This window comes from Pseudomonas sp. C27(2019), from assembly GCF_008807395.1.
In the GTDB taxonomy this organism is placed as follows: Bacteria; Pseudomonadota; Gammaproteobacteria; order Pseudomonadales; family Pseudomonadaceae; genus Denitrificimonas.
On sequence record NZ_CP043320.1, the window covers coordinates 219,202 to 245,345 of the forward strand.

General features: G+C 47.6%; 24 protein-coding genes and 1 pseudogene. 15 read left to right on the forward strand and 10 right to left on the reverse strand.

What is annotated here, in order from left to right; genetic code table 11:
- Nucleotides 1-64 precede the first annotated feature (64 nt).
- The 4 genes and pseudogenes from FXF61_RS01065 to FXF61_RS15220 form a co-directional block, all read right to left on the reverse strand.
- Nucleotides 65-775 (reverse strand): ABC transporter ATP-binding protein, encoded by a 711-nt coding sequence (locus FXF61_RS01065; protein ID WP_151183528.1) that lies wholly within the window; start codon nucleotides 773-775, stop codon nucleotides 65-67.
- 3 nt (nucleotides 776-778) lie between these two features.
- Nucleotides 779-1,981 carry an ABC transporter permease gene (locus FXF61_RS01070; RefSeq protein ID WP_151183529.1) on the reverse strand — a complete coding sequence of 401 codons (1,203 nt, stop codon included), beginning with the start codon at nucleotides 1,979-1,981 and terminating at the stop codon, nucleotides 779-781.
- Nucleotides 1,978-3,126: an efflux RND transporter periplasmic adaptor subunit gene (locus FXF61_RS01075; RefSeq protein ID WP_151183530.1), complete on the reverse strand. Its 1,149-nt coding sequence runs from the start codon at nucleotides 3,124-3,126 to the stop codon at nucleotides 1,978-1,980. The genes FXF61_RS01070 and FXF61_RS01075 overlap by 4 nt, the downstream gene beginning before the upstream one ends.
- Nucleotides 3,127-3,128: 2 nt before the next feature.
- Nucleotides 3,129-3,733, reverse strand: a pseudogene (locus FXF61_RS15220) (TetR/AcrR family transcriptional regulator).
- Nucleotides 3,734-4,075: 342 nt separating this feature from the next.
- On the opposite strand from FXF61_RS15220, the gene FXF61_RS01085 reads away from it, so the two are divergent.
- The 4 genes from FXF61_RS01085 to FXF61_RS01100 all read left to right on the forward strand — a co-directional run bounded on the left by FXF61_RS01085 (nucleotide 4,076) and on the right by FXF61_RS01100 (nucleotide 6,101).
- The gene (locus FXF61_RS01085; RefSeq protein WP_178087236.1) at nucleotides 4,076-4,636 is read left to right on the forward strand and encodes an RNA polymerase sigma factor; all 561 of its coding nucleotides are present in this window, start codon (nucleotides 4,076-4,078) and stop codon (nucleotides 4,634-4,636) included.
- A complete protein-coding gene (locus FXF61_RS01090) occupies nucleotides 4,633-5,076 on the forward strand; it encodes a zf-HC2 domain-containing protein (protein WP_151183532.1) in 444 nt (147 codons plus the stop codon). Before FXF61_RS01085 ends, FXF61_RS01090 begins: the two co-directional genes overlap by 4 nt.
- Nucleotides 5,073-5,522 carry a periplasmic heavy metal sensor gene (locus FXF61_RS01095; protein ID WP_151183533.1) on the forward strand — a complete coding sequence of 150 codons (450 nt, stop codon included), beginning with the start codon at nucleotides 5,073-5,075 and terminating at the stop codon, nucleotides 5,520-5,522. Before FXF61_RS01090 ends, FXF61_RS01095 begins: the two co-directional genes overlap by 4 nt.
- An 87-nt stretch (nucleotides 5,523-5,609) precedes the next feature.
- Entirely contained in the window at nucleotides 5,610-6,101 is a 492-nt protein-coding gene (locus tag FXF61_RS01100) for a hypothetical protein (protein WP_151183534.1), read from the forward strand.
- Nucleotides 6,102-6,167: 66 nt separating this feature from the next.
- Here the strand turns inward: FXF61_RS01100 and FXF61_RS01105 are convergent, their stop codons facing one another.
- Nucleotides 6,168-6,914: a sulfite exporter TauE/SafE family protein gene (locus FXF61_RS01105; protein ID WP_151183535.1), complete on the reverse strand. Its 747-nt coding sequence runs from the start codon at nucleotides 6,912-6,914 to the stop codon at nucleotides 6,168-6,170.
- Between the two features lie 214 nt (nucleotides 6,915-7,128).
- Here FXF61_RS01105 and FXF61_RS01110 point away from each other — a divergent pair, with 214 nt between their 5' ends.
- The 11 genes from FXF61_RS01110 (at nucleotide 7,129) to FXF61_RS01150 (ending at nucleotide 19,629) form a co-directional block, all read left to right on the forward strand.
- On the forward strand, nucleotides 7,129-8,010 hold the full coding sequence (locus tag FXF61_RS01110) for a LysR family transcriptional regulator (protein WP_151183536.1): 882 nt from the start codon (nucleotides 7,129-7,131) through the stop codon (nucleotides 8,008-8,010).
- Nucleotides 8,011-8,079: 69 nt separating this feature from the next.
- The gene (locus tag FXF61_RS01115) at nucleotides 8,080-9,879 is read left to right on the forward strand and encodes an ATP-binding protein (RefSeq protein ID WP_151183537.1); all 1,800 of its coding nucleotides are present in this window, start codon (nucleotides 8,080-8,082) and stop codon (nucleotides 9,877-9,879) included.
- A complete protein-coding gene (locus FXF61_RS01120) occupies nucleotides 9,876-11,255 on the forward strand; it encodes a sigma-54 dependent transcriptional regulator (protein ID WP_151183538.1) in 1,380 nt (459 codons plus the stop codon). The genes FXF61_RS01115 and FXF61_RS01120 overlap by 4 nt, the downstream gene beginning before the upstream one ends.
- Before the next feature lie 223 nt (nucleotides 11,256-11,478).
- On the forward strand, nucleotides 11,479-12,471 hold the full coding sequence (locus FXF61_RS01125; RefSeq protein WP_151183539.1) for a TRAP transporter substrate-binding protein: 993 nt from the start codon (nucleotides 11,479-11,481) through the stop codon (nucleotides 12,469-12,471).
- A gap of 98 nt (nucleotides 12,472-12,569) precedes the next feature.
- Entirely contained in the window at nucleotides 12,570-13,214 is a 645-nt protein-coding gene (locus FXF61_RS01130) for a TRAP transporter small permease (RefSeq protein WP_151183540.1), read from the forward strand.
- The gene (gene dctM, locus FXF61_RS01135; RefSeq protein WP_151183541.1) at nucleotides 13,211-14,491 is read left to right on the forward strand and encodes a C4-dicarboxylate TRAP transporter large permease protein DctM; all 1,281 of its coding nucleotides are present in this window, start codon (nucleotides 13,211-13,213) and stop codon (nucleotides 14,489-14,491) included. The genes FXF61_RS01130 and dctM overlap by 4 nt, the downstream gene beginning before the upstream one ends.
- Before the next feature lie 190 nt (nucleotides 14,492-14,681).
- Nucleotides 14,682-15,560, forward strand: a complete 879-nt coding sequence (locus FXF61_RS01140) for a DMT family transporter (protein WP_151183542.1) — start codon at nucleotides 14,682-14,684, stop codon at nucleotides 15,558-15,560.
- A 268-nt stretch (nucleotides 15,561-15,828) separates the two neighbouring features.
- Nucleotides 15,829-17,313 carry a sodium:solute symporter family protein gene (locus tag FXF61_RS01145; RefSeq protein WP_256663475.1) on the forward strand — a complete coding sequence of 495 codons (1,485 nt, stop codon included), beginning with the start codon at nucleotides 15,829-15,831 and terminating at the stop codon, nucleotides 17,311-17,313.
- Nucleotides 17,306-17,461 carry a hypothetical protein gene (locus FXF61_RS15065; protein ID WP_256663476.1) on the forward strand — a complete coding sequence of 52 codons (156 nt, stop codon included), beginning with the start codon at nucleotides 17,306-17,308 and terminating at the stop codon, nucleotides 17,459-17,461. Before FXF61_RS01145 ends, FXF61_RS15065 begins: the two co-directional genes overlap by 8 nt.
- Before the next feature lie 11 nt (nucleotides 17,462-17,472).
- Complete coding sequence (locus FXF61_RS14955; protein ID WP_218571821.1) at nucleotides 17,473-17,604, forward strand: putative transporter small subunit; 132 nt, start codon at nucleotides 17,473-17,475, stop codon at nucleotides 17,602-17,604.
- Nucleotides 17,605-17,940: 336 nt separating this feature from the next.
- Nucleotides 17,941-19,629: a sensor domain-containing diguanylate cyclase gene (locus tag FXF61_RS01150; RefSeq protein WP_151183543.1), complete on the forward strand. Its 1,689-nt coding sequence runs from the start codon at nucleotides 17,941-17,943 to the stop codon at nucleotides 19,627-19,629.
- Nucleotides 19,630-19,751: 122 nt separating this feature from the next.
- On the opposite strand, the gene FXF61_RS01155 is transcribed toward FXF61_RS01150, so the two are convergent.
- From FXF61_RS01155 to FXF61_RS01175, 5 genes are all read right to left on the reverse strand, one after another.
- On the reverse strand, nucleotides 19,752-21,350 hold the full coding sequence (locus tag FXF61_RS01155) for an IS66 family transposase (RefSeq protein WP_151183544.1): 1,599 nt from the start codon (nucleotides 21,348-21,350) through the stop codon (nucleotides 19,752-19,754).
- A gap of 68 nt (nucleotides 21,351-21,418) precedes the next feature.
- Nucleotides 21,419-21,787 carry an IS66 family insertion sequence element accessory protein TnpB gene (gene tnpB / locus FXF61_RS01160; RefSeq protein WP_151183545.1) on the reverse strand — a complete coding sequence of 123 codons (369 nt, stop codon included), beginning with the start codon at nucleotides 21,785-21,787 and terminating at the stop codon, nucleotides 21,419-21,421.
- The gene (locus tag FXF61_RS01165; RefSeq protein ID WP_151183546.1) at nucleotides 21,787-22,092 is read right to left on the reverse strand and encodes an IS66 family insertion sequence element accessory protein TnpB; all 306 of its coding nucleotides are present in this window, start codon (nucleotides 22,090-22,092) and stop codon (nucleotides 21,787-21,789) included. Before FXF61_RS01165 ends, tnpB begins: the two co-directional genes overlap by 1 nt.
- A 69-nt stretch (nucleotides 22,093-22,161) precedes the next feature.
- Nucleotides 22,162-23,868, reverse strand: a complete 1,707-nt coding sequence (locus FXF61_RS01170) for a diguanylate cyclase (RefSeq protein ID WP_218571822.1) — start codon at nucleotides 23,866-23,868, stop codon at nucleotides 22,162-22,164.
- Between the two features lie 230 nt (nucleotides 23,869-24,098).
- Nucleotides 24,099-25,748 carry a methyl-accepting chemotaxis protein gene (locus FXF61_RS01175; protein ID WP_151183547.1) on the reverse strand — a complete coding sequence of 550 codons (1,650 nt, stop codon included), beginning with the start codon at nucleotides 25,746-25,748 and terminating at the stop codon, nucleotides 24,099-24,101.
- Nucleotides 25,749-26,144: the final 396 nt, after the last annotated feature.

The following is a 26,144-nucleotide window of genomic DNA, read 5'->3' on the forward strand; positions in this document are numbered from 1 at the left end:
CGCGTATTGTACGCATAACTGCAGCCAATGGCGAGGTGAAGCAGTTGTTGCTCAGTCGTGTCAGTTATGATGACTCCAAACCTTGTCCTTGCTCCTCGTAGGTGATGCCATCACGTATATGGTAGAGGCGCTTAAAGGTTGGGATGATTTTATCATCGTGGGTCACGACAATGACTGCCGTGTTGTAGTCCCGCGCAATCTCATTAAGCATCCGAATAACGGTTAACGCACGCACGCTATCCAATGCTGCGGTGGGTTCATCGGCCAAGATCACGGGCGGGCGGTTAATCAGCCCGCGCGCAATGGCAATACGCTGCTGTTCACCACCGGATAGACGTGAAGGCAAAGCATGAGCACGATGCTCGACTTGCAGCATTGTTAATAAATCCAATGCTTGCTGGCGTGCCTGTTTGTTGCTTTTGCCGGCCAGCATGGGCAGCAAAGCAACGTTATCTAGTGTGCTCAAAAATGGAATTAAATAGGGTGCTTGGAAGACAAAGCCAATTTTATCGCGGCGCAGAGCGCGTAAATCAGATATTTTCCATGCATTGTCATAGATCAGTTGCTCGCCTAGGTACATCTGCCCAGCACTGGGTTCGATAATCGCCCCCAGACATTTCAACAGCGTGCTTTTGCCAGAGCCTGAGGGGCCAATTAGACCGACCACTTCACCGGGTGCAACTTGCATATTGACCTGCTTAAGGGCGTGCACTGCAGTGTCACCGCGTCCAAATGATTTGCTTAATTCGGAAATTTTAATTCCATAGGGTTGCATAGGTTAGCCTCCGACCGCATCAGCAGGGTTGACGCGTAACGCTGCATAAATCGCGACAAAACTGGCCAGTACACACATGCACAGCACAGCGATTAAGCCTGTGATTGTGTCTTGCGTGATCAGCAGGACATATTTTGGAAAGAAAGGCGCCCACACAGTTGCGGCAATTTTACCGACGATAAAACCAATCACACCCAAGGCTAACGCTTGCTGGATAATCATTGAAACAATGGTTTGATTGTGCGTGCCAATCAACTTAAGCACAGCAATTTCGCGGATCTTACCCATGGTTAAGGTATAAATAATAAAGGCTACAATTGCAGCGCTGACCACCGCCAAAATCACTAAAAACATCAGGATTTGTCGTGCTGAGGTGGCAATCAGTTTGCCGACTAAAATCCCTTCCATTTGCTCACGGTCGTAGACCTGTAAACGTAGCCAGCGCCGAATATCTTCTGCGACCTGTTTGGGCTCAGCCTGTGCTTTGATCTGCACCAGCACTGCGTTGACTTGGGTGTTACTTTCTTGTAATTGCAGCACAGCATCCAGTACCTCAGGATTGCGCGGGTTATTGAAAATTGGGTTTTGCTTAATCCGCCGGCGGCTTTGTGCAATGGCATCGTTACTTTTCAGAAACTGCGCTTGCTGGGCATCCAATAGCGGAATAAAAATCATCGGGTCACCGCTAGAGGACACCATGCGCTGGGTTAAGCCGACGATAAGGTAGCTATTGCGGCGGATTTGAATACGCTCACCGAGCTTAAAACCGCTGGCGATATCCGCGACTGCTTCATAGTGGTTCTTGCTGACTTGGCGGCCTGCTATTAATCGCAATGGCCAACCTGAAGAGCCCGGCCCAGTATTGGCGATACCGGTGACTAAAGCGCGGGTATCACCGCCAGCATGCGCAACTTGCATGGTTAAGTAGGTCACATTAGAGGCGCTGGCCACGCCGGGCATATTAGCCACAGCGCGCCAAGTATCATCCGGTAAATTGGAGGGTTCAGCATAGGGGCCAAGGGTGTCTTTTTGCACCACCCATAAATCTGCCGCGCTGTTATCCAGCAGCACTTGCGCATCATCGACCATGCCGCGATAGACACCGGCCATGGTCAGGGTGACGCCGATCAGTAAGCCTAAACCAATGCCGGTAAAAACAAACTTACCCCACGCATGGAGGATATCGCGGCCGGCTAAGCTGATCATGGCGTGTCAACCAACTGTTCAACTTGCTTAACTCGGCTGTTAGCGGTTAAAGCCTTGCTGCTATACAGCACCAGCTGTTGCCCAGCGCTAAGCCCTGAGAGTATTTGTACATTGCCGGCTAAATCGCTACGGCCGATGTTGACCGGCTGAAACAGAGGTTGTTGGTTGTCCAATATCCACACGCCTAGACTGCCGTTCTGGCGAATAATAGCGGCATTGCTAATCACTGGCGTGCTGGCTAACTGTGGCAGTTGCACTGTGACTTCTGCTAGCTCACCAATACTGGGTGCTGGATTGGGTTGCTGGGCAAACATCACTTTTGCGCGGCGCTCTTCAGTGATTGCATCAGCCAGCCATTCTAGACGAGCGACACTGCCATTGTGTGGTTGTAGCTCTTGTGAACGCAGGATGATCTGTGCTGGTTGTTGCTGCGCCAGCGCCATTGAGCCAGCTTGATCAAAACGTACATCAACCCATAATTGTTGAGGGTCAATCAACTCGAAAACAGTTTGCCCTGCCAATACAGTGGCGCCTGGGTCAATATGGCGAGCGATAATCAAACCTGAGGCGGGTGCGCGTAAGTAGCGATCTTCATGCAGCGCTTGTAGCGCCAAGAGCTCGGCTTGGGCGCGCGCTAATTCACTGCTGGCGCTTTGCACTTGGCTGCGGGCTAGGGTCCATTCATGTTGTTTGCTGGCTTCGACTTCTTCGCTGACTGAGCGTGAAGGCAGTAGCTTTCTGTAGCGTTGCGCTTGTTTGCCTGTGTAATCAGAACGCGCTTGCGCCTCTTTGAGTTGAGCTTGGTTACGCTCGATCAGGGCTGTTTGCGCATTGATTTTTTCATCGAGATCGACCACATCAATACTGCCAAGAATATCCCCAGCCGCAACTGTATCGCCGACATCAACATTCAATGTGGCGGCGCGACCTACAATATTACTGGCCACGTGATAGGTATAGCGTGCTTCCACTGTACCTATACCAAATAAGGCGGGCTCGAGCTGCTGCTCTTGCACCTCTGTGACAACAATTCTTATTTTTGCCAGAGGTCCAGAACTAAGTAACACCCAAATAAATGCAGCGGCCAACACTGCGATGGTAGCAAGTACAGCGAGTAGTTTTTTTTGTTTGAAAAAATCTGACATGGCTAACGAGCCTCAATTGCGCGCTGATACAGCACAAAAATATCTTCAGCTGTTTGCAGCAGAGTGTCACTATTGCCCAGCACAATGCTTTGCACCACCAAGCCTTGAATGCTGCCAATAAACAGCATGGCTGCTGCTTCAATATCCAGTTCTGCATCGAGCTCTTGGTTTTGTTTACCTTGCTCAAGGGTTTGCTGCAGGCGCTGTTGGTATTGCCCAGCAAGGCATTCACAAGTTTTTTTGGCGTCGTGTTTTCTTTGCGCTGTAACTCACCGAATAGCAAGCGCGGTACGCCAGGATGGTCACTGATAAATTGGATGTGGGTCATAAATGCAGCGTGTAACGCAGCTATTGCCGTTTCTTGGCCCTGCATGGCTTTATCAATGCGCGTCAGTAAGCGTTTTGCTACCCAATTCATTACCGACTCTAAAATCGCTTCCTTATTAGCAAAGTGCCGAAATAGTGAGCCTTGAGTCACGTTCATATGTTTGGCAATAGCCGCTGTGGTGATTTCGCTTGGATTCTGTTGCGCCGCTAATTCAACAACTGCTGCAACAGTGACAGCGCGACGCTCATCGGCAGGTAAGTATTTGCTTGGTGGTTGCATAGATGTATCCTGCAAAGATAGTAATTGGTTGCTATCTTTACAGAGAGGAATGTGTTGTGCAACTCTGGAGACAAGGCCTTGGCTAAAAATTGATTAAGAATAGTTTTGCCAGCCTGATGTTTTTAAGCTGTAGCTAAGCGTTTTGTTTAATGCCTATTGTTATGCTGAAAAGTATCTGAATTAATCTTGAAAGCTGCAGTACTGCCAGTTTGGCAGAGTAAAACTGTTATCTGTCATGTGCTCTATGTTGCATAAGCTTGCTAAACAGCAGCGGGACAGGGAACTTTTGTCGCGTACAAACGTTAACTAATAAGACGCATGAATAAGGTGAGGATTGCACGGATGAGTCAAGCAACAGACGATCACCTTGTTGAGCAAACACGGCAAGGTGATCGACTCGCTTATGGTGAATTAATCGCGCGCTATCAAGTGCAGGTGTACCACTTTTCACGACGATTATTAGGCAGTGCGCAATGTGCGCAAGATATAACTCAAGATGTGTTTATTAAGGCTTTTCTAGCCTTGGATACCTGGCGGCCTGATGCCGCCTTTGCAGCCTGGTTGTTGCGTATTGCACGTAATGCTTGTCTGGATGTGTTGCGTGCCCAGCAACGTTACCCGCAGGTATCGTTTGAAGCACAGATTGAGCATGAGCAGTTGGTAGCACACTCGCTCAGTGCTGAGGAGCATGCGATCCAAATGCAACGATTAGAGCAACTGGAAGAGGCTTTATTCAAGTTGTCAGTGGAGCATCGAGAGATTTTGCTTTTACGTGATATTGAAGGCTTTTCTTACCAAGAAATTGCTGAGTTGTTAGACATCAATACAGGCACTGTTCGATCGCGTTTATCTAGGGGGCGCGCAGCACTGATGCAGCAGATTAACAGCGGGAGCGACGTATGATTGAGCATATTGAAAAACAATGGCTGTCAGCCTATCTTGATCAACAACTCGATGCTGCGCAGCAGCTTCGAGTGCAAGAGCATCTTGCATCCTGTGCTGCCTGTCGAGCATACCTGCTTGATTTACAACAATTACAGCGCGATATGCGGATGTTAAAAACTGCTGAAAAAATGATAGATGTGCGTGCGCAAACGTTGGCATTATTGCCTGCTTTAGCGCCTTGCGACTTGCCATCCTCCGAGCGGCATAGCGCTTGGTCATTGTTGGAGTACGGCGCAGCTGTTGCCAGCGTTGTTTGTGGTTTGCTGATTGGCAGCTGGATGATGCCGGCAGAAAAAAGTATGCCATTAGATTTGGCTGTGGTGCAGGTGCTGGGTGCAGAGCCACCGGGTTTTTTGTGTAGCAGATCGGCGTATTGTTATTTGGAGTCTCAAAAATGAACCAACCTAAAAAGCGTAGGTATTTTATTTTTCTAACCTTGCTCAATTTTGGCATCTTGCTGGCCATCGTCTGGGCAAGCTGGGGAGGGGCAAACAAGCAGTTGGTTTTAGCCAATTATTTGCAGTTGGATGCGCAACAAGTCTTGCACTGGCGTCAAGCTGAGCAGGCGTTTTTAGTCCAGCTTGAAACCAATGAAAATGCGATTAAACAGCAGCGCAACAGCTTGATAGAGGCGGTCTTTGCCGATGATTTGGACTTGGAAAATGTGGATTTAGCCCGTCAGTCATTGGCACAGTTACAAAACCAGCAGCAAGAAATTGTCGTTAAACAGCTGTTAGCTGAGCGAGAGATTTTAACGGCTCGCCAGCGTGGCTTATTAAAAGAGTTGCTGCTTCAGCAGCCGATGCATGCTTCGCACTATGAGCAATTGCATAAAAGTGAATGATTGAGGGAACAAAACCCTTGGGTTAAGCGTTATAGGTAATGAGAGGCTCATTTTCAGAGCTCTATTTACATATAAAAGGATAGCAAGATGAAAAAATATTCACTCATGCAGACTGCGACAGGATTGGGTTTGGCTTTAGCTTTGAGTTTAACAACGCTGCCGGCTATGGCCGAAGAAGAGCATGATCATGGCGATGTGCACGGTGTCGAGTTGCAGCTCAATGCCGGTCAGAAATGGCAAACAGATGCGCCTTTGCGTCAAGCCATGCGTGAAATTGGCGAGGCAGTGAACAGCTCTTTAGATGATATTCATAACAACAAGCTGGATGCGGCAGGTTATCAGGCATTGGCCGGTGAAGTGAATCAGCAAGTGGCCTACATGATTGAGAATTGCGAATTAGAGCCCGATGCTGATGCGCAGTTGCATATTGTTATTTACCGCATGATGGACAGTGCGCAGGTTATGGAAAAAAATAGTGATATACAAGAAAAGCGTAATGGTGCAGTCCAGTTGGTTGGTGCCTTGAATAGTTATGCGCAGTATTTCGAAGATTCTAACTTTGTGAAGCCTGTGCATTAATACGGGCTGTTAAGTTGCACTGTGGTTTATGGGTGCAATGCTCATAAACCACAGATTTCAAGTGTCTTATAGTTGCCCATATAACAGGGCGGCGCTGATCAAGACAAACACACTAAAAATGATTTTCAAACGATGTTGCGGCAAGCTGTGAGCAGCACGAACGCCGTAGCTGATGGTTAAGACACCGCCAATGGCCATGGCAAAACCTGTGCTCCAATCGACTTGCCCGTGCACGCTGTAAGTGACTAAGGTTGCTACGGTAGTTGGTACGGCAATTGCCAGAGACAAGCCTTGAGCGATGACTTGGCTGGCACCAAAAAACATGGTTAACACGGGTGTAGCAATCACCGCGCTACCAATGCCAAAGAGGCCGCCAAAAAATCCAGAGATGCTGCCTAGGCCCGCAAAATAAGGCCAGGGCAGTTGCTGTAAATTGCTGCTGGCGCGCTTAGCAAGCATTTGTAATACAGTCCAGATTGCAATAAAAATCAGGAAGCCGATAAAGATTTTGCGCATCGTGCGGTGATCTAAATCAATCGCAACCAGCGCACCAAACCATGATAAGGCAAAGGCACATAAGCCCAAGAGTGCGCCTGTTTTCCAGTTGATTTTATTGCGCTGATGGTACTTGTAGATGCCCAGCACAATATTGGGTACGACCATGGCTAGCGCTGTACCTTGCGCTAATTGTTGATCCATACCGTAAAGCAAGCTCAGAGTGGGAATAGCAAAGAGTCCACCGCCGATACCGAGCAAGCCGCCAAACACACCGAGTAGACCGCCAATCACAATATTAATAATAAAATCGATCACGTTATCCCATACCTTTTTCAGGCGATGAATGAGCTGTACAGTTAAGCTGTGTGTTATTTAGCGAGGGCAGTAGGATGTTGTATTGCTTGCGTGGCGCTAATTAACACATGGGCTGTTTTTAACGACGGCATCATGACAAACTGCTTGGCGTTTTGTATATCTGCTTTATTCTAACGGGGTGTTAACTTTTGCTTAACGCTTAAGGAACGTCATCATGCACTTTGATTTTGTTGATTTACGACTGTTTATCAATATTTCGGAAGCACCAAGCATCACCCAAGCCGCGCGTAAGTCGTTTCTTTCTACCGCTGCGGCCAGTAACCGAATTAAAAAACTTGAGGAGCAGGTCGGTATTCGTTTGCTGTATCGCGACTCACAAGGTGTTGAGCTGACCTCGGCAGGGATGACCTTGCTCAAGCATGCGCGGATTATTTTGCGCCAAGTGCAGTACTTGCAAAATGAGCTGTCAGAATTTAGTGATCAGCAAGTCGGGCACATACGCATTTTTGCCAACACCACGGCGGTCACTGATTTTTTACCGGAAACCTTGGCCGTCTTGATGGTGCAGCATCCGCAGTTGACCATTGATTTACAAGAACGGGTCAACCTTGAAGTGCTGCGCGGTGTGGCTGAAGGTGCCAGTGATATTGGCATTACCGCTGGCCCGATTAAGGCGCAAGGTCTTGAGGTGATTCATTTCAGTACTGACCGTTTAGTGCTCACGACCAATAGTGAGCATCCACTCGCACATGTGCAGTCGATTCATTTAGAAGAGACTTTGGATTATCCACACATTTGCTTGCAAGAAGGTTCGAGCCTGTTACGTTTTCTAAAAAATCAAGTTGATAGCTTGCAGCGTGATCTTAATGTGCGTATTCAAGTGTTTGGTTATGAGTCGATGTGCCGAATGATTGAAGCCGGTGTGGGTATAGGTATCATGCCGGAGTCTTCGGCGTTACGGCATAAACAAACCATGAACCTTAAAACCATTCAGTTGGATGAACCCTGGGCGCTGCGTGAGCGCAGCATTGTCGTGCGAGACTCGCAGGCGTTGCCTGAATATGTGAAAACCTTGATTAAATTACTGGTTAAATAACAGTCCATCTAAGACGCAGAGTAACGCACTGAGCATGCGCAGCAAGTAGAGTATGCAAAGGGGAGTGGCATGACATCGGCAAAACCACGCTGGCGTAACTTATTATGGCTGGCGCTTTTTTTTCTAATCGTGCTCTGGCCGATTCAGCGCTTGGTAGAAAGCTATTATCTAGAAGGCTTGCAGCGTAAGAATGGGCAAACCCTAGACTTGTTTGTCGCTAACCTGCTGGGAACCTTGCAGCGCTATGAAGTATTACCGCAGATCTTAGGGCGCTTACCCGATGTGCAGCAGGTCTTGTTAGCACCGACTGAACAGCATGCGCAGCAGACGGCCAATCAATTACTTAAACGAATTCAGCTGCAGACTGGTGCTGATGTGATTTATCTGATGGATGTACAAGGCTTAACGCTGGCGGCATCCAACTGGGATGCAGAGCGCAGTTTTGTTGGTAATAACTTTGCCTTTCGCCCTTATTTTCGTAACGCACTGCAGGGTGATACGGGGGTGTTTTTTGGCTTAGGAAATATCTCTGTAAAGCGTGGTTATTACTTTGGCAGTGCGGTGTACGCCGATGGTGTAATGGTGGGTGTGATTGTGGTGAAAGTGGATCTGGATTTCACTGAAACCCTATGGGGGCAAACACCCGAGCAGCTCGTGGTGACCGATAAAAATGGTGTGGTGATTCTGACTTCGCACGCTGATTGGCGCTTTACTGCCACGCGAGAGCTGACTGCACAAGAGCAGCGCAGCGTGGTACAGCATCAGCCATATACGTCGATCAAACCGGCTAGGATGGATTTCAAAGCACAAGATTGGCTTATTTTGGACAAGCCACTGGATGAGATTGGTTGGAATGTGAGTATTTTAGCGCCGCAACGTTTGGTCAATGAACCGGTGCGTACCGCGATGGCAGTGGCGGCGGCATCGTTATTGGCTGTGTTGTTGATTTTTGGTTTGTTGATGCAGCGCCGCCGCCATTATCTTGAGCGTATTGCTATGGATACGCATGCTAAACGGGTGCTGGAGGAAAACGTGCGTACCCGTACCCAAGATTTACAAACCCTTAATACTCGGCTTAAGCAAGAAGTACTGGAGCGTGAGTCTACTCAGCAAGAGCTGGTGCGCGCGCAGGATGAGCTTGTTCAAGCAGGAAAGCTGTCAGCGCTAGGCATTATGTCGGCCAGTATCAGTCATGAGTTAAATCAGCCTTTGGCTGCGATTCGCAGCTATACCGATAATGCGAAAATTTTATTGGACCAGCAGCGTACTGTTGATGTGCGAAATAATTTAGATTTAGTCGCGCAACTGACCGAGCGTATGGCCTCAATTATTAGTCATTTGCGTGCCTTTGCGCGTCGTGATCGTTTGGCCTCAGAGCATGTGGCGCTGCAACCCGCTATCGATGATGCTTTAGCACTGACTGCCAACCGTCAGCGCAGCTTACAAATCGAAATTATTCGTGATATTCCTGACGCCACCTTATGGGTGGAGGCGGGCGAGACGCGCCTGCGCCAAGTGCTCAGTAATTTAATCAGCAATGCCTTGGATGCGCTCAGTGAGAGGGCTACGCCACGACGAATTTGGCTCAATACTCAGGTGCACGATGGCTGGGTGGTCTTGGTTTTGCGTGATAATGGCCCAGGTTTTAGTGAAGAAGCATTGCAGCAGGCGTTTGAACCGTTCTACACCACGAAAACCAGTGCGCGTGGTTTAGGCTTGGGCTTAGCGATTTGTGCAACCTTGATGCAAGCGCTAAAAGGACGTTTATTGTTGGCTAACCACCCAGAAGGCGGTGCCCAAGTGACTTTATATCTGCGCGAGATTCCATCCTCGATGAATTTGCGCTCGAATGAGGACCGTTTTCAATGATGCAGATCAGTCATGAAACCGATGTGCTGTTGCTCGATGATGATATCCATTTGCGTACGGCTCTGTCGCAAACCTTTGATCTAGCTGGATTGCGCGTGCAGGCCTATGGCAGTGCGCAAGGTATTCTTGAGGCTTTGCCAGCGCAGTGGCCGGGCGTGTTGGTGACTGATATTCGCATGCCGGGCATGAATGGGCTGGCGTTGTTAGAGCAACTGCAGCAATTCGATGCGCAGTTGCCGGTGCTTTTGATCACTGGGCATGGTGATGTGCCGCTGGCAGTGCAGGCGATGCGCAATGGCGCCTATGATTTTTTACAAAAACCCTTTGCCAGTGAATTACTACTCGATAGTGTGCGTCGCGCTTTAGAGGTGCGGCGTTTGGTTTTGGAAAACCGCTCGTTACGCCTTGCTTTAGCCGAGCAACGAGTCCTAGGTGAGCGTTTATTAGGGCAGTCACCGAGTGTGCAGCGTTTGCGTGAGCAGGTCAGTGCTTTGGCAACGATTCAAGCGGATGTGTTGATTTTAGGTGAGACGGGCAGCGGTAAAGAAGTGGTGGCGCGCGCGTTGCATGACCTATCCTCGCGTAGCGATGCGCCTTTTGTGGCGATTAACGCCGGTGCACTGGCGGAATCAGTGATTGAAAGCGAGTTGTTTGGCCATGAAAGTGGTGCCTTTACCGGTGCGCAAAAGCGCCGTATCGGTAAATTTGAATATGCCAATGGCGGTACTGTTTTTCTTGATGAAATAGAAAGTATGAGCCTTGATGTGCAGGTGAAGTTGCTGCGCTTACTGCAAGAGCGGGCGGTTGAGCGGGTTGGCTCCAATCAGCTGATCCCGTTAGATATACGCGTGATTGCTGCCACTAAAGAAGATCTGCTAGGTGCTGCTGATGCAGGCCGTTTTCGTACAGATCTATATTACCGCTTGAATGTTGCACAGATTAATATTCCTGCCTTACGTCAGCGCAGTGAAGATATCTTACCGCTGTTTCAGCACTTTGTTAGTGTGGCAAGCGAAAAGCATGCGATGGCCGAGCCTGTATTAACGCCGATGACTCGTGCACTCCTGCTGGGACATGAGTGGCCAGGCAACGTACGTGAATTGCAAAATGCTGCAGAGCGCTTTGCCCTAGGCCTTGATTTGGCTATTAGCCCAGCAGCTCAGGTTATAGCATCGCCTACTGAGGGCATGCCTTTAAGCGAGCAGGTAGAAGCCTATGAGCGCAGCTTAATTGCCAGTGAATTGCTCAACCCGCACCAATCGCTGCGTGAAGTAGCCGAAGCTTTGCAACTGCCGCGTAAAACTTTGCACGATAAATTACGCAAATATGGTTTGAGCTTTGCCAGTGCTGGCGAAAACTCGCCATTAGATGAATAAGTTTGGCGGTTTTCCGCCAGCTCCCAGTTAGAACGCGCACTCTTTAGTGCCTTAACCCCTCTGCTGCGCAGTATTAACGCAGCTGCTATCGACTTTAGTCGCATCTTTTGCGGTTGGGTATGTAATTTGCCTTATGTGTCCGCTGCATGAGTTTTCTCATGGCCTGCAACATGATATGTCGCACTGTGCGGCACTGACTATCTATAAGAAAGAGGAAATTTTAATGCTTAAAATGACCGCTAAAGCACTGGTTTGTGCTGTTTCATTGGGACTGGCTGGCTTAGTAAGTGCTGCTGAGCCGATTGTTATCAAATTCTCTCACGTTGTAGCCGAGCACACGCCAAAAGGGCAGGGTGCGCTACTATTTAAAAAACTTGCTGAAGAGCGCTTGCCGGGCCAAGTTGAAGTGCAAGTGTATTCCAACTCGTCCTTATTTGGTGACGGTAAAGAAATGGAGGCGTTGTTGCTGGGCGATGTGCAGCTGATTGCACCCTCATTGGCAAAGTTTGAACATTACTCTAAGCCTATCCAGATTTTTGACCTGCCATTCCTGTTTGACGATATTGAAGCCGTTGATCGCTTCCAAAAAGGTCCTGTCGGCCAAGAGCTGCTGAGCAGCATGCAAGATAAAGGCATCACCGGCTTAGGCTATTGGCACAATGGCTTGAAGCAGCTTTCGGCGAATAAAGCACTGCGCACGCCAAAAGATGCGCGCGGCTTAAAGTTCCGCGTACAGGCTTCTGCAGTATTGGATGAGCAGTTTAAAGCGCTGCGTGCTAACCCACGCAAAATGAGCTTTGCTGAGGTGTATCAAGGCCTACAGACCGGCGTAGTCAATGGTGCAGAAAACCCATACTCCAATATCTACTCGCAAAAAATGCATGAAGTGCAAAAGTACATCACCGAGTCTAACCACGGCTTGCTCGACTATATGGTGATTACCAACACTAAATTCTGGAATGATTTACCAGCTGATATTCGCACTGAGCTGAATAAAATCATGGATGAAGTCACTGTCGAGGTGAACCTGCATGCTGAAGAGATTAACCAGCGTGACAAACAGTCAATCATTGATAGTGGCAAAACTGAAATCATTACCTTGACTAAAGAGCAGCGTAACCAATGGCGTGATCAGGTTAAGCCGGTTTGGAAGATGTTCGAAAAAGACATCGGGGCTGAGCGCATCAAAGCAGCGCAAGCAGCTAACCAAGAGTAATGCGTTGAAACTCCACGCAGCCGAAGGGTTGCGTGGAGCTCGACTTAAAACTGCTTGATGACACGTTAGTTGTGCTATCCGTTTCGGGGGAAATATTTATGAATGCTGTGCGCCTGATTTGGGATCGCTTCGAAGAAGGTTTTATTGTTTTTTTGCTGACGGCGATGACGTTAGTCACCTTTGTTTATGTGATTTTGAATAACTTTTATACCCTTTTTTACCGTATCGGTGAGTATTTTTCAGAGCGCTCTGAAGGCGCATCTGAGTTTTTCTACAGTATTGGCGACTTTATTTTAGATCTTGTGCAAACCATGACCTGGAGTAATGCTTTAACTAAGGCATTATTTGCTTGGCTGATTTTCTTTGGCTTAGCTTATGGCGTGCGTATTGGTGGGCATATCGGTGTTGATGCTTTGGTTAAGCTGGCTTCACGTCCCACGCAGCGAATTATTGCGATCATCGCCTGCATTTTTAGTTTGGGCTACGCTGGCTTGTTGAGTGTGGCGAGTTTTGAGTGGATTTCAACATTAATGGGCGCAGGTATTGGCGCAGATGATTTAGGCCAGTTTGGTATTAAGCAGTGGCATATTGCGGTCATTGTACCTATTGGTTTTACCTTAGTGTTTGTTCGGTTTTTAGAAATTTTAGTGCGTATTCTTCGTTATGAGCAAGTGGGCTTGGGCTTGGCTGACGAAGCTGCAGATGCGATGAAGCTGTCAGAGACAGAGGAGTCCAAGCAATGACAATTCTGTTTCTGTTTTTAGCGTTATTTGCGCTGATGTTTATTGGTGTGCCAGTTGCCGCATCGCTGGGGTTGGCGGGCTCTATCACCATTATGATGTTTAGTCCTGACTCGGTGCGCTCATTAGCGATTAAGCTTTTCGAAACCAGTGAGCATTACACTTTGCTGGCTATTCCGTTCTTTTTACTGGCCGGTTCATTTATGACCACCGGCGGTGTGGCACGGCGCTTAATTGATTTTGCCAACGCCTGTGTCGGACATATTCGTGGTGGCTTAGCCATTGGTGCGGTATTGGCTTGCATGTTGTTTGCCGCATTGTCTGGCTCAAGTCCAGCGACTGTTGCCGCAGTGGGTTCGATTGCTATCGCAGGTATGGTGCGCTCGGGTTATCCGCAGCCGTTTGCTGCAGGCATTATCACCAATGCGGGTACGCTGGGTATTTTAATTCCGCCGTCGGTGGTGATGGTTGTCTACGCGGCAGCGACTGAAACATCAGTCGGCACCTTGTTTATGGCAGGTGTGGTGCCAGGTGTCATGCTGGGTGTTGCTTTAATGGTGGCTATCTACATTATTGCGGTGAAGAAAAACTTACCCGCATTACCGCGTGCGACCGTCAGGGAGTGGATGAGTGCCGCACGCAAAGCCGTTTGGGGCTTGTTGTTGATGGTGATTATCCTCGGTGGGATTTATTCGGGGATGTTTACTCCGACTGAAGCCGCCGCGGTTGCTGCTGTCTATTCTGCTTTTATTGCGTTGTTTGTTTACAAAGACATGCGCATTAGTGAAGCGCCTAAGGTGGTGCTGGAGTCCGCCAAACTCACTATCATGCTGATGTTTATCATCGCCAACGCCATGCTGTTTGCGCATGTCTTAACCACAGAGCAAATACCTCAGCAAATTACAGCGATGGTGTTAGAGGCGGGATTACAGCCTTGGATGTTCCTATTGGTGGTCAATATTGTTTTGCTGATTGCTGGCGCATTTATGGAGCCGTCGGCGATCATCTTGATTTTGGCACCCATCTTGTTTCCAATTGCAGTACAGCTGGGCATTGATCCGATTCACCTGGGCATCATTATGGTGGTGAATATGGAGATCGGCTTAATCACACCGCCGGTGGGGCTTAACTTGTTTGTGACCTCGGCAGTGACGGGAATGCCTTTGTCAGCGGTTATCCGCGCTGCATTGCCGTGGCTGATGATTTTGTTGGCCTTCTTGATGGTTATCACCTATGTGCCAAGCGTCTCGATGGGCTTACCAAACTTGTTGGGTATGTAAGCAGATGCAGTGACTTTGTTGTACTGTATGACTAAAACGGCTGACAGCATTCTGCGTCAGCCGTTTTTTTATTGGTTGTATTTCAATAGTGTGCAGGTATGAGTGAAGTGAGGTTAAGAGACTGGGTTTTCATATGGCTCCTTAACCGGACTGAGCGATAACGGCACATTGGTTTAGAAGGACGCTTACTGTGCAGTATGATTTTCCATTGCTGGCGGTTTTGTTTTGGTCAGCCAATACCGTCGTGAATAAAATGACGGTCGGTGTGATTTTTCCTGCAGAGGTGGGATTTTATCGCTGGCTGTTTGCTGGCGTGTTGTTTACACCCTTTATTTTGCCTGCGCTGCTGCATAACTGGAGCGCTATTCGCCCGCACCTGTTGAAAATTTTCGTATTAGGTGTGCTGGGGATGGTGATTTACCAGAGTCTGGCCTACTTTGCTGTGCCGAAAACCTCAGCCACGCATATGGGGATTATTTTATCGTTGATGCCGATGATGTCCCTTGGTATGGCGATTGTGGCCTTGGGTCAGCGTTTAACCAGAGGCGCATTGCTGGGCGCTGTGTGTTCTTTTGTAGGCGTGCTATTGGTGGTCAGTCATGGTGATCTGCGCAACTTAACCGAGCAGGGCATCAATATGGGTGATGCCATGATGCTAATTGCGACCTTGGCCTATGCGTTGTACAGCACCTTGTTAAAGTATTGGCAGATGGATATTCCGGCGCTGCAGTTGCTGTATTTGCAAATACTGGTAGCCATCGTTGTGCTGTTCCCGCTGTTTTGGTTTTCTGAAAAAGCTGGGTTAAACAGCGCCAACCTGCCGCTGGTGTTGTTTGCTTGCGTGTTCGCCTCCATTGCTGCGCCCTTGGCGTGGATGCGTGCGATCCGTTCATTGGGCCCCAGCCGTACTGCGGTATTTTTTAATTTGATGCCCATTTTGACCATCATTATCGCTGCGTTGGTGTTGTCCGAGCGTTTGGCGCTCTATCATGCTGTGGGTGGTGGCTTGACGCTTTTTGGCGTGATTCTGTCAGAGCGCTGGACGCGGCCGCTACGCCGTTCAACATAAATTGATCTTTTAGTGTTTGGCTATCAGAGCGCTATAGCTGATCACCTTATGCTATAAGTTTTAATCCTGTTATAGTGCCTTGCTGCCCGAAACATAAACAGACAGTATTTGCTGTTCTTCCGAACATAGCCGCTCATCGCTGTGGGATTTTACGCCCCGGTTGATTTTGACGGTTTTTAGCCAGCACTATCGTGGCAATGCTCTGCATGCCTTAGCTGCACGTTTTGTACACACTCTGCTTGTGACGTTCATGGCATAAGGAGTAAAAATGTTTCAGTTTACAACCAGTGCTGCGCTGTTGATCCTGCTTGGATTTTACGGTGCCACCTTTGTTTTAACCCTGCGCATCGGAAAAAGACAAGAAAATGCAGATGGCTATATGACAGCCAATGGCTCAGTTGGCTATGGTATGTCGGCGGCCAGTATGACGGCGACCTGGATTTGGGCGGCATCTTTTTATGCGGCAGCCAGTTCCGCTTATAAGTACGGTCTTTCTGGCGCGATTCATTACGGTTTTTGGGGCGCTTTGATGATTTTATTCATCTATCCCTTTGGGCGGCGCTTTCGTAAACTTGCCCCCAACGCCCATACCCTTGCAGAAATCATGCACGCTCGGCATGGCACGTCCAGTCAGATGATTTTAGCGGGTTCAAATGTGGTCGGCAGCGTGATCAGCTTAATGGTCAACTTCACTGCTGCAGGCGCGCTGGTGAGTATTCTATCGCCGCTGAGCTTTGTGCAAGGGGTGATGATTGCTGGTGTTGGGGTGTTGTCCTATACGTTGTGGTCAGGCTTTAGAGCATCGGTATTTACTGACTTTGGCCAGCTGGTCGCGATGATATTAGCTGCGGTGATTATTATTCCGATGATTTTCTTTAAGCTGGGCGGGCCGTCACTGTTTGAAACAGGCATGCTGAATCTAACCTTAGAGCAGCAAGACTTCTTTTCCACCACAGCGATATTAGAACAGGGCGCGCCGTTTTTTGTAGCGGTACTGGCCTATGCCATTGGCAATCAAACCATTGCCCAGCGTTTATTTGCTGTGCGTGAAGATTTAATTAAATCCAGTTTTATTACCGCAACCATTGGTTACGGCTCGATTGTGATTGGCCTAGGTATGCTGGGCTTGCTGGCATTGTTGGCAGGGGTTACGCCAATCGATGGCGATTTAAATAATCTGATTCCGCAAATGGCTGCGACCTATCTGCCGCCGTTGATGGTGGCGATGCTGTTTATCATGGTGATTGGTTCACTGTCATCCACTGCGGATTCTGACTTGTCAGCTTTGGCCGCTATTGTGATGACCGATGTTTACGGTAAACACATCGCTAAAAACAAGCCTGACCCGCCCAAAATGGTCTGGGTGGGCCGCTTTACCATGGTGGTTGCCGCAACCTTGGGTGTGGTTTTTGCCAGCCTAAAGCTGGATATTTTGTCGCTGCTGATCTTTGTTGGCGCGCTGTGGGGATCGATTGTGTTCCCGGTGATTGCCAGTTTGTATTGGAATCGCGTGACTAATGCTGCATTTACTCTGTCAGTTGTTGTCTCGTTCTTGTTGTTCTTGCTGGTGCGTTTTAGCTGGTTACCCATCGAAGGTGCGCTAGCGCTGTTTTTTGAACTGCTGGCGGCGGTTGGCGGTGGTGTGGTGATTGGTTTAATGGCCTTTGGTTTTTTTTGGCCGTATAACCGGTTTAATCTTAGGCAGCATCGCGGCAGTGATCTTAGTGTTTTTCAGCGTGGGTTTCTTGCGTGAATACGCAGTGCTACTCAGCTCGCTCACAGCCTATGGTGCGAGCACAATTATTTGTACATTGATGACCTTACGCAGCAAAGCCCCCGATTTTAACTTCGCTACGATTGATGAGCGAGTGATTGAGTTTCATAAAGAAGCAGAAGTCTAAGGAGAGTGAACATGTCGACATTTGGATTAACTGTGTATGTATTGATATGGCCCGTACTGTCCAGCTTGGTGCTGCTGACCTTGTGCAGCGCCTTGCTATTTGACATGCGCAAAGCTAAGAAAGATGGCACGTCTTTGGTCTAAGGGCTGGAAAAGAGTACATGCTAGCCAGCACGCTATAAGCTGCCTGTTGGCCTTGTCAATAGCGGCTCAAGGGTTGGGTCTTTGGAGATATGAACGCCATTTACCTAGTTAATGCTGCGGGGTTTTGCTTGCTGCGTGCGACTAAAAGTACTTCAATGCACGGATGCACTGAGTCATCTTTGGCAGTTAAAGCGTTCAACTTTTGCATAAGTACAGAGCAGAAGGGCGTATTTAGATGAGTCTTTACCCACAATTAAAGCAGGTTTTTGCTAACATTAAAATCAGTCAGCCTCACTGATCAGCTCTTAAAAAAGCTCAAAAAAAAGGATATACAAATTGACAAAAAGTCACTTTGCTCGGGATGTAGCTAAGCCGCAAGTTGCCAACATTAAAGTGAGTGGTTTAATCCTAAAACGTTTTTTTGTTTTTTTCCTATTGCTAGCAGTTATCTTCTTTGGAATTAGCTTGCCTGTTTACTTGCAATACAAAAATAATCTAGAAGAACAACTGTTGGCTAAGGAAGAAATATCTGTTGCATCTGCTGTGCAGATGTTTCAAAAAGAATTGTATGAGCAGTTGCACATGATTGATTTGATTGTGCAGTCTCATACTCTAAAAGAGTACTTAGCAGAAGGCACTGTTGAACAACGGGTGCGTGTTGAGCAGTTGTTTGAAACGATTGCAACGTCATTCTATCGTTTTGATCAAATTCGTTTGCTGGATAACTCTGGCCTAGAGCAAATAAGAGTCAACCTTGTTGATGGTCAAGGGCAAACGACTGCTAAAGAAAATCTGCAGAGTAAAGCACAGCGCTACTACTTCCAAGCGGCTAGCGGTATGCCGCTTGGTCAGATTTATATTTCTGCTATGGATCTAAATGTGGAGCAAGGCGCTTTAGAAATACCGCACAAGCCGACCCTACGATTTGCTACACCACTCACTGATGGACAAGGTAATCGGGCTGGAGTGCTGGTGATTAATTATTTAGCACAAGGTATGTTGGTGCGTTTTCGTCAGCTTATGAGTCAGCGAGCAGACCAGCAAGGTATGTTGCTAGACAATCAAGGCTACTGGCTTAGCAATCATGAGCGAGAAAATGAGTGGGGCGCTGACTTAGGTAGACCTGATCGCGGCTTCGCTCAGTTTTATCCTGATGCTTGGCCAGTCGTTGCCGCTAATAAGTCAGGTGTGCTTGAAACTAAAGAGGGTATATTTCGCTACCAAAGCGTTGAGCCACTGAATTTTTCGGATAGTCGACCAGCGCATTTTCGTATTGAGCGCCAGCCATCAATATCAAAAGAATCCTATGCAAACACAGAGTGGAAACTGGTTATTTTTCTGCCACGTTACGTCATTGACTCACACTCCTTTTTAAAACAACCCTTGGGCCGCACGTTGCTGGCGCTGTTTATTTTAATGATAGCCGGCTTGGCATTTCTAGGTGCTTATTTGGCTGTACACAGGCAACTGCGCCTACAAAAAGAACAGCAGGAACGTATACTTTTAGAGCAGCAAGCCAGTATTGATGCACTGACTGGTATCCGTAATCGTAGAAGCTTTTATGAGTTGGGTGAGGTTGAGCTTAAGCGGGCGCTTCGTCACAAAGTACCACTGGCAGCCTTAATGGTCGATGCTGATTATTTTAAAAAAATTAATGACAACTACGGTCATGCGGTGGGCGATTTAGTACTTAAAGACCTTGCAGCAACCATGAGCGAAACCTTACGTGAAGTTGATTTGTTAGGCCGTGTTGGCGGCGAAGAGTTTGTTGTGCTATTGCTGCACACGTCTTTGCCGCAGGCTTTAGAAGTGGCTGAACGCTTAAGGTTAAACATAGCAGAACGCAAAGTCAGCTTGCCGGAAGGCGCAAGCATTAATTTTACCGTGTCTATTGGCTTGGCTATGCTCACAGATCAAGAAAAGCAGCTGACTGATTTGTTCAAAAAAGCTGACTTGGCTCTGTATGAAGCGAAGAAATTAGGCCGTAATCGTGTCGTGAGTTACAGGCAAGATATGTCCTGCTGATTTAAATCCGCAGGCTGGGCCTCTCTTAAGTATTTACCGCCTGCTGGTGGCCTCAGTCAGTCAGGCCACAACCAAATCTGTAAGCGCCCTTAAATCAGCACCCCAGTAAACGGGCGCTTAGCTTAACCCAGTTCCACGTTCCAAGGCAGCAGAGCTTCGAGCTTTTCTAATGTGTCAGCCTCGCCAATGTGGTCAAGGATATGCTTGATGTAGCCTTGTGGATCGATGCTATTTGCTTTGGCGGTTTCTATCAGTGAGTAACAAGCAGCGCTGGCTTCTGCGCCTTTACGAGTGTCGGCAAATAACCAGTTCTTACGGCCAATGGCGAAGGGTCGGATGGCATTTTCTGCCAAGGCGTTGCTGATCTTAAGATCGCCGCGCTCACAATAGCCCACCAGGTATTGCCACTGGTTTAAGGTGTAGTCGATGGCTTTTCTCAGAGCGCCGCCTTTCATGATTTTTGCAGCGTTCTTCTCAAGCCACAACTTAAATTCATTCAGCACTGGCACGCTGATTTCTTGTCGCGCCTTTAAACGCTCGTCGTCGGTTTTATCGGCAATACTGCTCTCTACACGATAGAGTTTGCGGATATAGCCCAGCGCTACATCGGTTTTATTCACTGTGCCTTTCTTGGCTTTAGCTTTAGAATCAGCGCTTTTATCGGCCTCAACAAATTTACGTCGTGCGTGATCCCAGCAGCCAATGCGCGTAATCGAATTGGCTTTGCAGACCGTGCTATAACCAGAATAGCCATCGGCTTGCAGCACGCCTTCAAAATCATCCAGCAAGCGCACAGCCACACTGCCTGCACGTGAAGGATCGTATTCAAAAAGAACACTCTGTTTTTCGGGCGGTCCGCCACGGATAACCCACATCCATTTATCCGATTGTGCTGTTTTACCGTCTTCTTTCAGCACCTGCAGACGGGTTTCATCCGCTTGCAAGTAATTACCGCTGTTTTGCACCTCGCGCATTAAGTGCAACAGAGGCTTGGCTTCGTCAGCAAAGCGTATGCACCATTGCGCCATGTTATTGCGATAAATCGGCTGGCCCAAGCCTTTAAATTTACTCTCTTGGCGATATAACGGCATACCGTATTGGTATTTGTCGGCAATCACATGGGCAATCAGCGAAGTGGTCACCGAGCACTTACCAAAGGGGTGCACTGGTCGCTGCGCAGCTACGATCTGTTCTTCTGATGCGTTGTTTTCAGAGGGAAACACGGCTTTTTCTTGCCAGTGCTCCAGCACTTTGAGTTGCGCTGGAATGTAGTGCAGCTCTTCTTTTACTTTAGTGAAGAAGGTTTTACTAGCGCCGGCTTTTTCTAGTTCAGTGAGCTTATGTTCAATGCGCTCACGCACAAGGCTTGCAGAAAAACCACGCTTGCGTGTCTGGCGCTCTTTGCGTTGCTGGGCAATGCCTTCGCCCTCATCTGGCAATTCAGGCAGGGACTCAAACAGCTCATCGAGTTGGGCTTCGAGCTCGATTTCATCAAAGAGGTTGAGCTGAAATTTAGATTTTTCACTGCTGGCACTGAATTTCTGTGTTTTCAGCAGACGGTTCATTTCTTCCAGCAGTTCAATACGGCGATGGGCATCTTGCAAAGCAGTGTTCTGCTCATCAATAACAGCTTGAAACTGTGCCACAACCAAACGCAATTCAGCGGCACTAAGGCCGCTTAAATCTGGGGTTTTAATGGTCGGTTTGGGCTGTTTTTTCATGCCGAAATTATAGCAAAACCCGCCACCAAAAGCACCCTTAAAAGCAGCCAAAACCCAGTGAAATCAGGCTAGCCAAGGCTGTTGTAGTGCAGTTTTTTATGGCCTTTAAAGAGGCTGATATCGTAACCATCCAGCAGCCAATTTATTTGCTCGCCCGTTAAGGCTAACAGCTCATCGGCAGGCCTAGGCCACTTGAATTTTTCCTCGGCCAGCGCCTTGTAGTACATGACAAAACCATTGTCTTCCCACATCACGCATTTGATTTTGTTGCGCTGGCGATTGGTAAAGGCATATAACGCACCGCTGAACGGGTTATGACCAAGCTCTTGCTCAACCAGCAAAGCCAAGCCATTGGCTTGCTTCCTAAAATCCACCGGCGCACGGTACAGATAAATTTCCGGCATCTGCTTGGCTGGCCGTAAATAACGCACCTTCATTACAACTGCCTCAGCATCGCCAGCACTACATCGAGATTACCTGCATTCACTCCAGAAAAACTTATGCCGCTGGGCAGATGAACACCCAACCCATCAGCACTGCTAGTCGAGGTCGCTAGCTGCGTAACCTGAGCAAAACCAGCAGACTTTGCAACCGCGTCTACCGGCTGAAACTTTCTACGCCAATAATTAAATTGTGCATAATTCAAATCATGCTGTTTGCAAAACGCAGCACCGGATAAATCCGATGCTTGCCAGGCATCAATATGTTGCTGCCAAAACTGCTGACGTTCTTGTGATGTCATCGCTAATACCTCTTTGAAAAAGACAGGTATTAGTGTGAAGCTGTATAGGTTGGCTTAAAAGATGCTGATTTAAGGGCGCTTACCCAAATCTGCTCCACACACCTGATTTCGACCAAGTGCTTTGGCTTGGTATAATGCCTTATCAGCACGATTAATCGTGCTCTCAAGCGACTCCCCTGCAGCGGTATGTACTTGCGCTACTCCGATGCTTATGGTGATTTTTAAAGTCAACCCTGTTTCGGTTTTAACAACGTGCTGTTCAACGCCCTTACGAATACGTTCAGCACACTCTTGAGCTTCGGTGTAATCCGCACCGGGTAGAAGAATTACAAATTCCTCACCGCCAAATCGAGCGATTAAATCCCTGTCACGACTTAACCGATTGAAAACACTAGCCACGCCTACCAACACCAAGTCACCAACATGGTGTCCATGTTTATCATTTACAGATTTGAAATGATCTATGTCGAGAGTGATAACCGACAGAGACTCTTCATTAGTCTTCGTCTTCTCAATCATATAGCTGCCCTCAGCCATAAAATAGCGGCGGTTATAGAGTTGTGTGAGCGGATCAGTAGATGCTTGCCGTTTGAGCTCATCCTGCTTGGAGCGGATATCTTCTAATATTTTTATTCGGTGCGAGATAATAAATGCCAGCGTTAAAGCTTCCAGCACGATGCCAATTCCTACACCATGGCTATTAATATAGTTTGGCTTAACGATACCTAAGTAGTACATCACGGCAAACCCATTGAATACGACAAAGAACGTATGACCGACTAGAAAGAACTTTACAAGTGTATTGCCTTTGCGCAGTAGTGAGATACTGACCGAAAAAGTCACCACCATGACCAGTGCTGCTAAACTGCTTGAAGGTTTTAATGCCCCAGTTACATCGAACAAGCCGTATAAAAATGAAGCCACCAGCAACACTAATACGCCCTGTAGTGCTCGGTGCTCCTTAATGTAGAATTTACGTGTTTCAAAAATTGCCATCATAAACAACAATAAAAAAATCGGCATGGTGAATAGTGATAAATTGAGCGTAAAAACATCGTCTCCATACGCATTGAAGGCTTTGCCAATTAAGCCGTAGGACAGTGCGATCCAAGTCAGCCCAGAGATCAGGTACAGCGAATATAGAATGTTTTCTTTTTTGCTGCTGGCGAAATAGAGAAGGCCGTTGTAGAAAACCAACGCAACCATCATTCCGACCAGTAAGGCAATATCCAGGTGGCCGCCCACCAGCGCCTTTCGAGAATGCACATCATCATAGATTTCTATCGAAAACCACTGGTGTGAGTACACGTGGCTGCGCATATAAACAACGGCTGTCTCCCCAGATGGCACTATGAATGGGTAGACAATGGTTCCGCCATGCATCAGCGGATGATCACTGGCATCATTAAGATCAACCGAGGTTTGGTTGATCAGGTTTTGCGAGCGCTCCTCAAAAACTTCGATAGAACGAACGTGATAAGCCTTAGGTAAATGTAGGAAGAGGGTGGTTTGCTGTGGCTTTGGGTTGTGCAGTGCAATTCGGTACCAGGTTACCGCTGCTTGGGTTCCAAGCGTAGTGGTGCTGCTTGTTTCCTGAAAGTTTTCCTTGCGAACGGCTTCATAGCTCAGCGTATGCGAATCATCAGTGAAGTACTCGATTGGAAAATCCGTCAATTCAACCGCATCATAACTCATCTCTATAATCGGTGATGCTTGGGCGGCAAAAGCAGCCGTCCATAGAAAGAAAAAGCACAGAACTGCTTGATAATAGGCCACTTGAAGGGTCCTTTAAAATTTATATATGCGGTTTAAGATTATAAGCGCAATAAGCAGATCTGTTGGCAGCTTGCTGCAAACAAAAAAGTATTAAATTGTTGTGCTCGATAAGGCCGCGCAGGTAAGACATGGACTCGCATCTAGCTTGATACAGAGTGATTAAAACGCTGTGAATAAAAGCTTTATGCGAGACACACCAATTATCCTTCATGTAAGCAGTGGCTAGGACTTTATGTTTTAAAACGGCCAAGCATTTCTTGTAAAGCATTAGCTAGACGCGCCACTTCTTGGCTGGCTTCTGTAGTCTGTGAGGCACCATCTGTTGTTTCATTGGTTAGTTCATTAATCGCCACAACTGAGCGAGTAATTTCTTCACTGACAGTGCTCTGCTCTTCTGCTGCGCTAGCAATTTGCACGTTCATATCATTGATGATGGTAATCGCCTTCACAATTGACTCTAAGCAGGCAGTTGTTTTTAAGGTTTGTTCAACACCCGCTTGCGTTTGTGAGCGCCCTGCTTCCATAGCCTTAACGGCTTGAAGTGCGCCCTGCTGCAATCGCTCGACCGTATCATTGATTTCTTGTGTGGATTTTTGTGTGCGTGAGGCAAGGGTGCGTACCTCGTCAGCAACGACAGCGAAACCCCGTCCTGCCTCGCCCGCTCGAGCCGCTTCGATAGCGGCATTCAGTGCAAGCAAGTTCGTTTGCTCAGCAATGCCTTTAATAACATCAAGCACGCTGCCTATTTCTTCACTGTCTTTTGCCAGCGACTCAATCACGCCAGTGGCATGCTCAACTGCCAACGCTAGGCTTTCAATTGCCTCAATAGTCTGCAGTGATACATCACGACCAATAATGGCTTCTTCATCGGCATGGCGTGCAGCGTCTGCGGCTAAACTTGCACTGCGTGCCACTTCACTTGCTGTTGCATGCATTTCATTCATAGCCGTCGCTACTTGAGAAATTTCGCTCTGCTGCTTGCCCATGCTTTCGCTGGTATGAACAGTTACCACGGATGTTTCTTCACTGGCTGCTGCCAACTGTTCAGCGGAGCGGTCGACATCATGCAGTGCAGACTGGAAGCGCGCTCCCATATTATTAAAGGCCTGCGCTACTGCGCGCAATTCATCATTGCTGTGATACTCAACGCGCACTGTTGTATCACCAGAAGCCATTTCTTCAGACGCTCTGCGCAATAAGTTGACAGCATTTTGAATGCTAGCAATCACACGCATAGCTATAAGAAGAATGAGTGCTCCCCCTATAGCCATGACAAAAATAAACAGCTGCAGAGTTTGTTTATAACGAAGTTCGCCTTGATTGAACCCATTTTGTGCATACTGCATAAGGTTGCTACTTAGCTGCGTCATTAGCTCACGTATTTTGATAGTCGGAGGCATGACACGAGTCAATATGAGTTCGTTGGCGTGATAATAATTATCTTCATAAATGGCTTGCATGACTGGATTAATACCATTCGTACGCAAATCAGCAGCCTGTGCTTGCAAGCTAGTAATCAATTGCTGATCTTGTGTGCTGAATTGTTGCGTTTCAAGCTGCGCCCAAGCGAGCCGAATGCGCTCTTGACTTCGCTCAACTGCATCAGTGTGTTGCTTAACAGGGTGATTATGTAGACTGAGGAAAGGTGAATCAGCATCATGCTGTAATGCCAGTAGCAACTCTGTGCGGGCATGGTTGATATCTGAATAAATATCCTCTAGTAGCATCGCTGGTACCATATTCTCTCTATAAACATCATCTAGTGTTTTATTGAGTGTACGGATACCTACTAACCCAACGGCTGCTACAGTTACGACAAGAAAAACAGCAACAACTGTAAGCAGTATGAGTCGTGCTTTAAAAGATATTTTGTTAAGCATGCATTTTCCTTAACCATAATTTTGCAAAAGCTCAATTTGAATGTTAACGCTAAGAGCTATTGAGATTTGCGTGTAAGTCATTGAGTGAAATAATGAAGGCCGCAATATTAAGGTAACTTGGATCAATAATAAGCGAGTTTGCTATGCTGGGCCGCATGCTCAGTGATGAATGCTGGGCAGAGCTGAAACTCGTCTAAATCACCATGCTTAACAGATAATAAAGAAGGTGAGAGATTTATCCTCTAATATCAATGTGCTCTGTAAGCGCTTGATTAAAGAATGGTGCTCGCCTTAGCTGAAATTATAACGACCTAAAAGTTGTGTTGTGTAGTATTGAATCTGGCCTAAAGAGTCACCTGTTTGGGTCTTAGTGTTTTAGGGTGTGGCGGCTTGGTA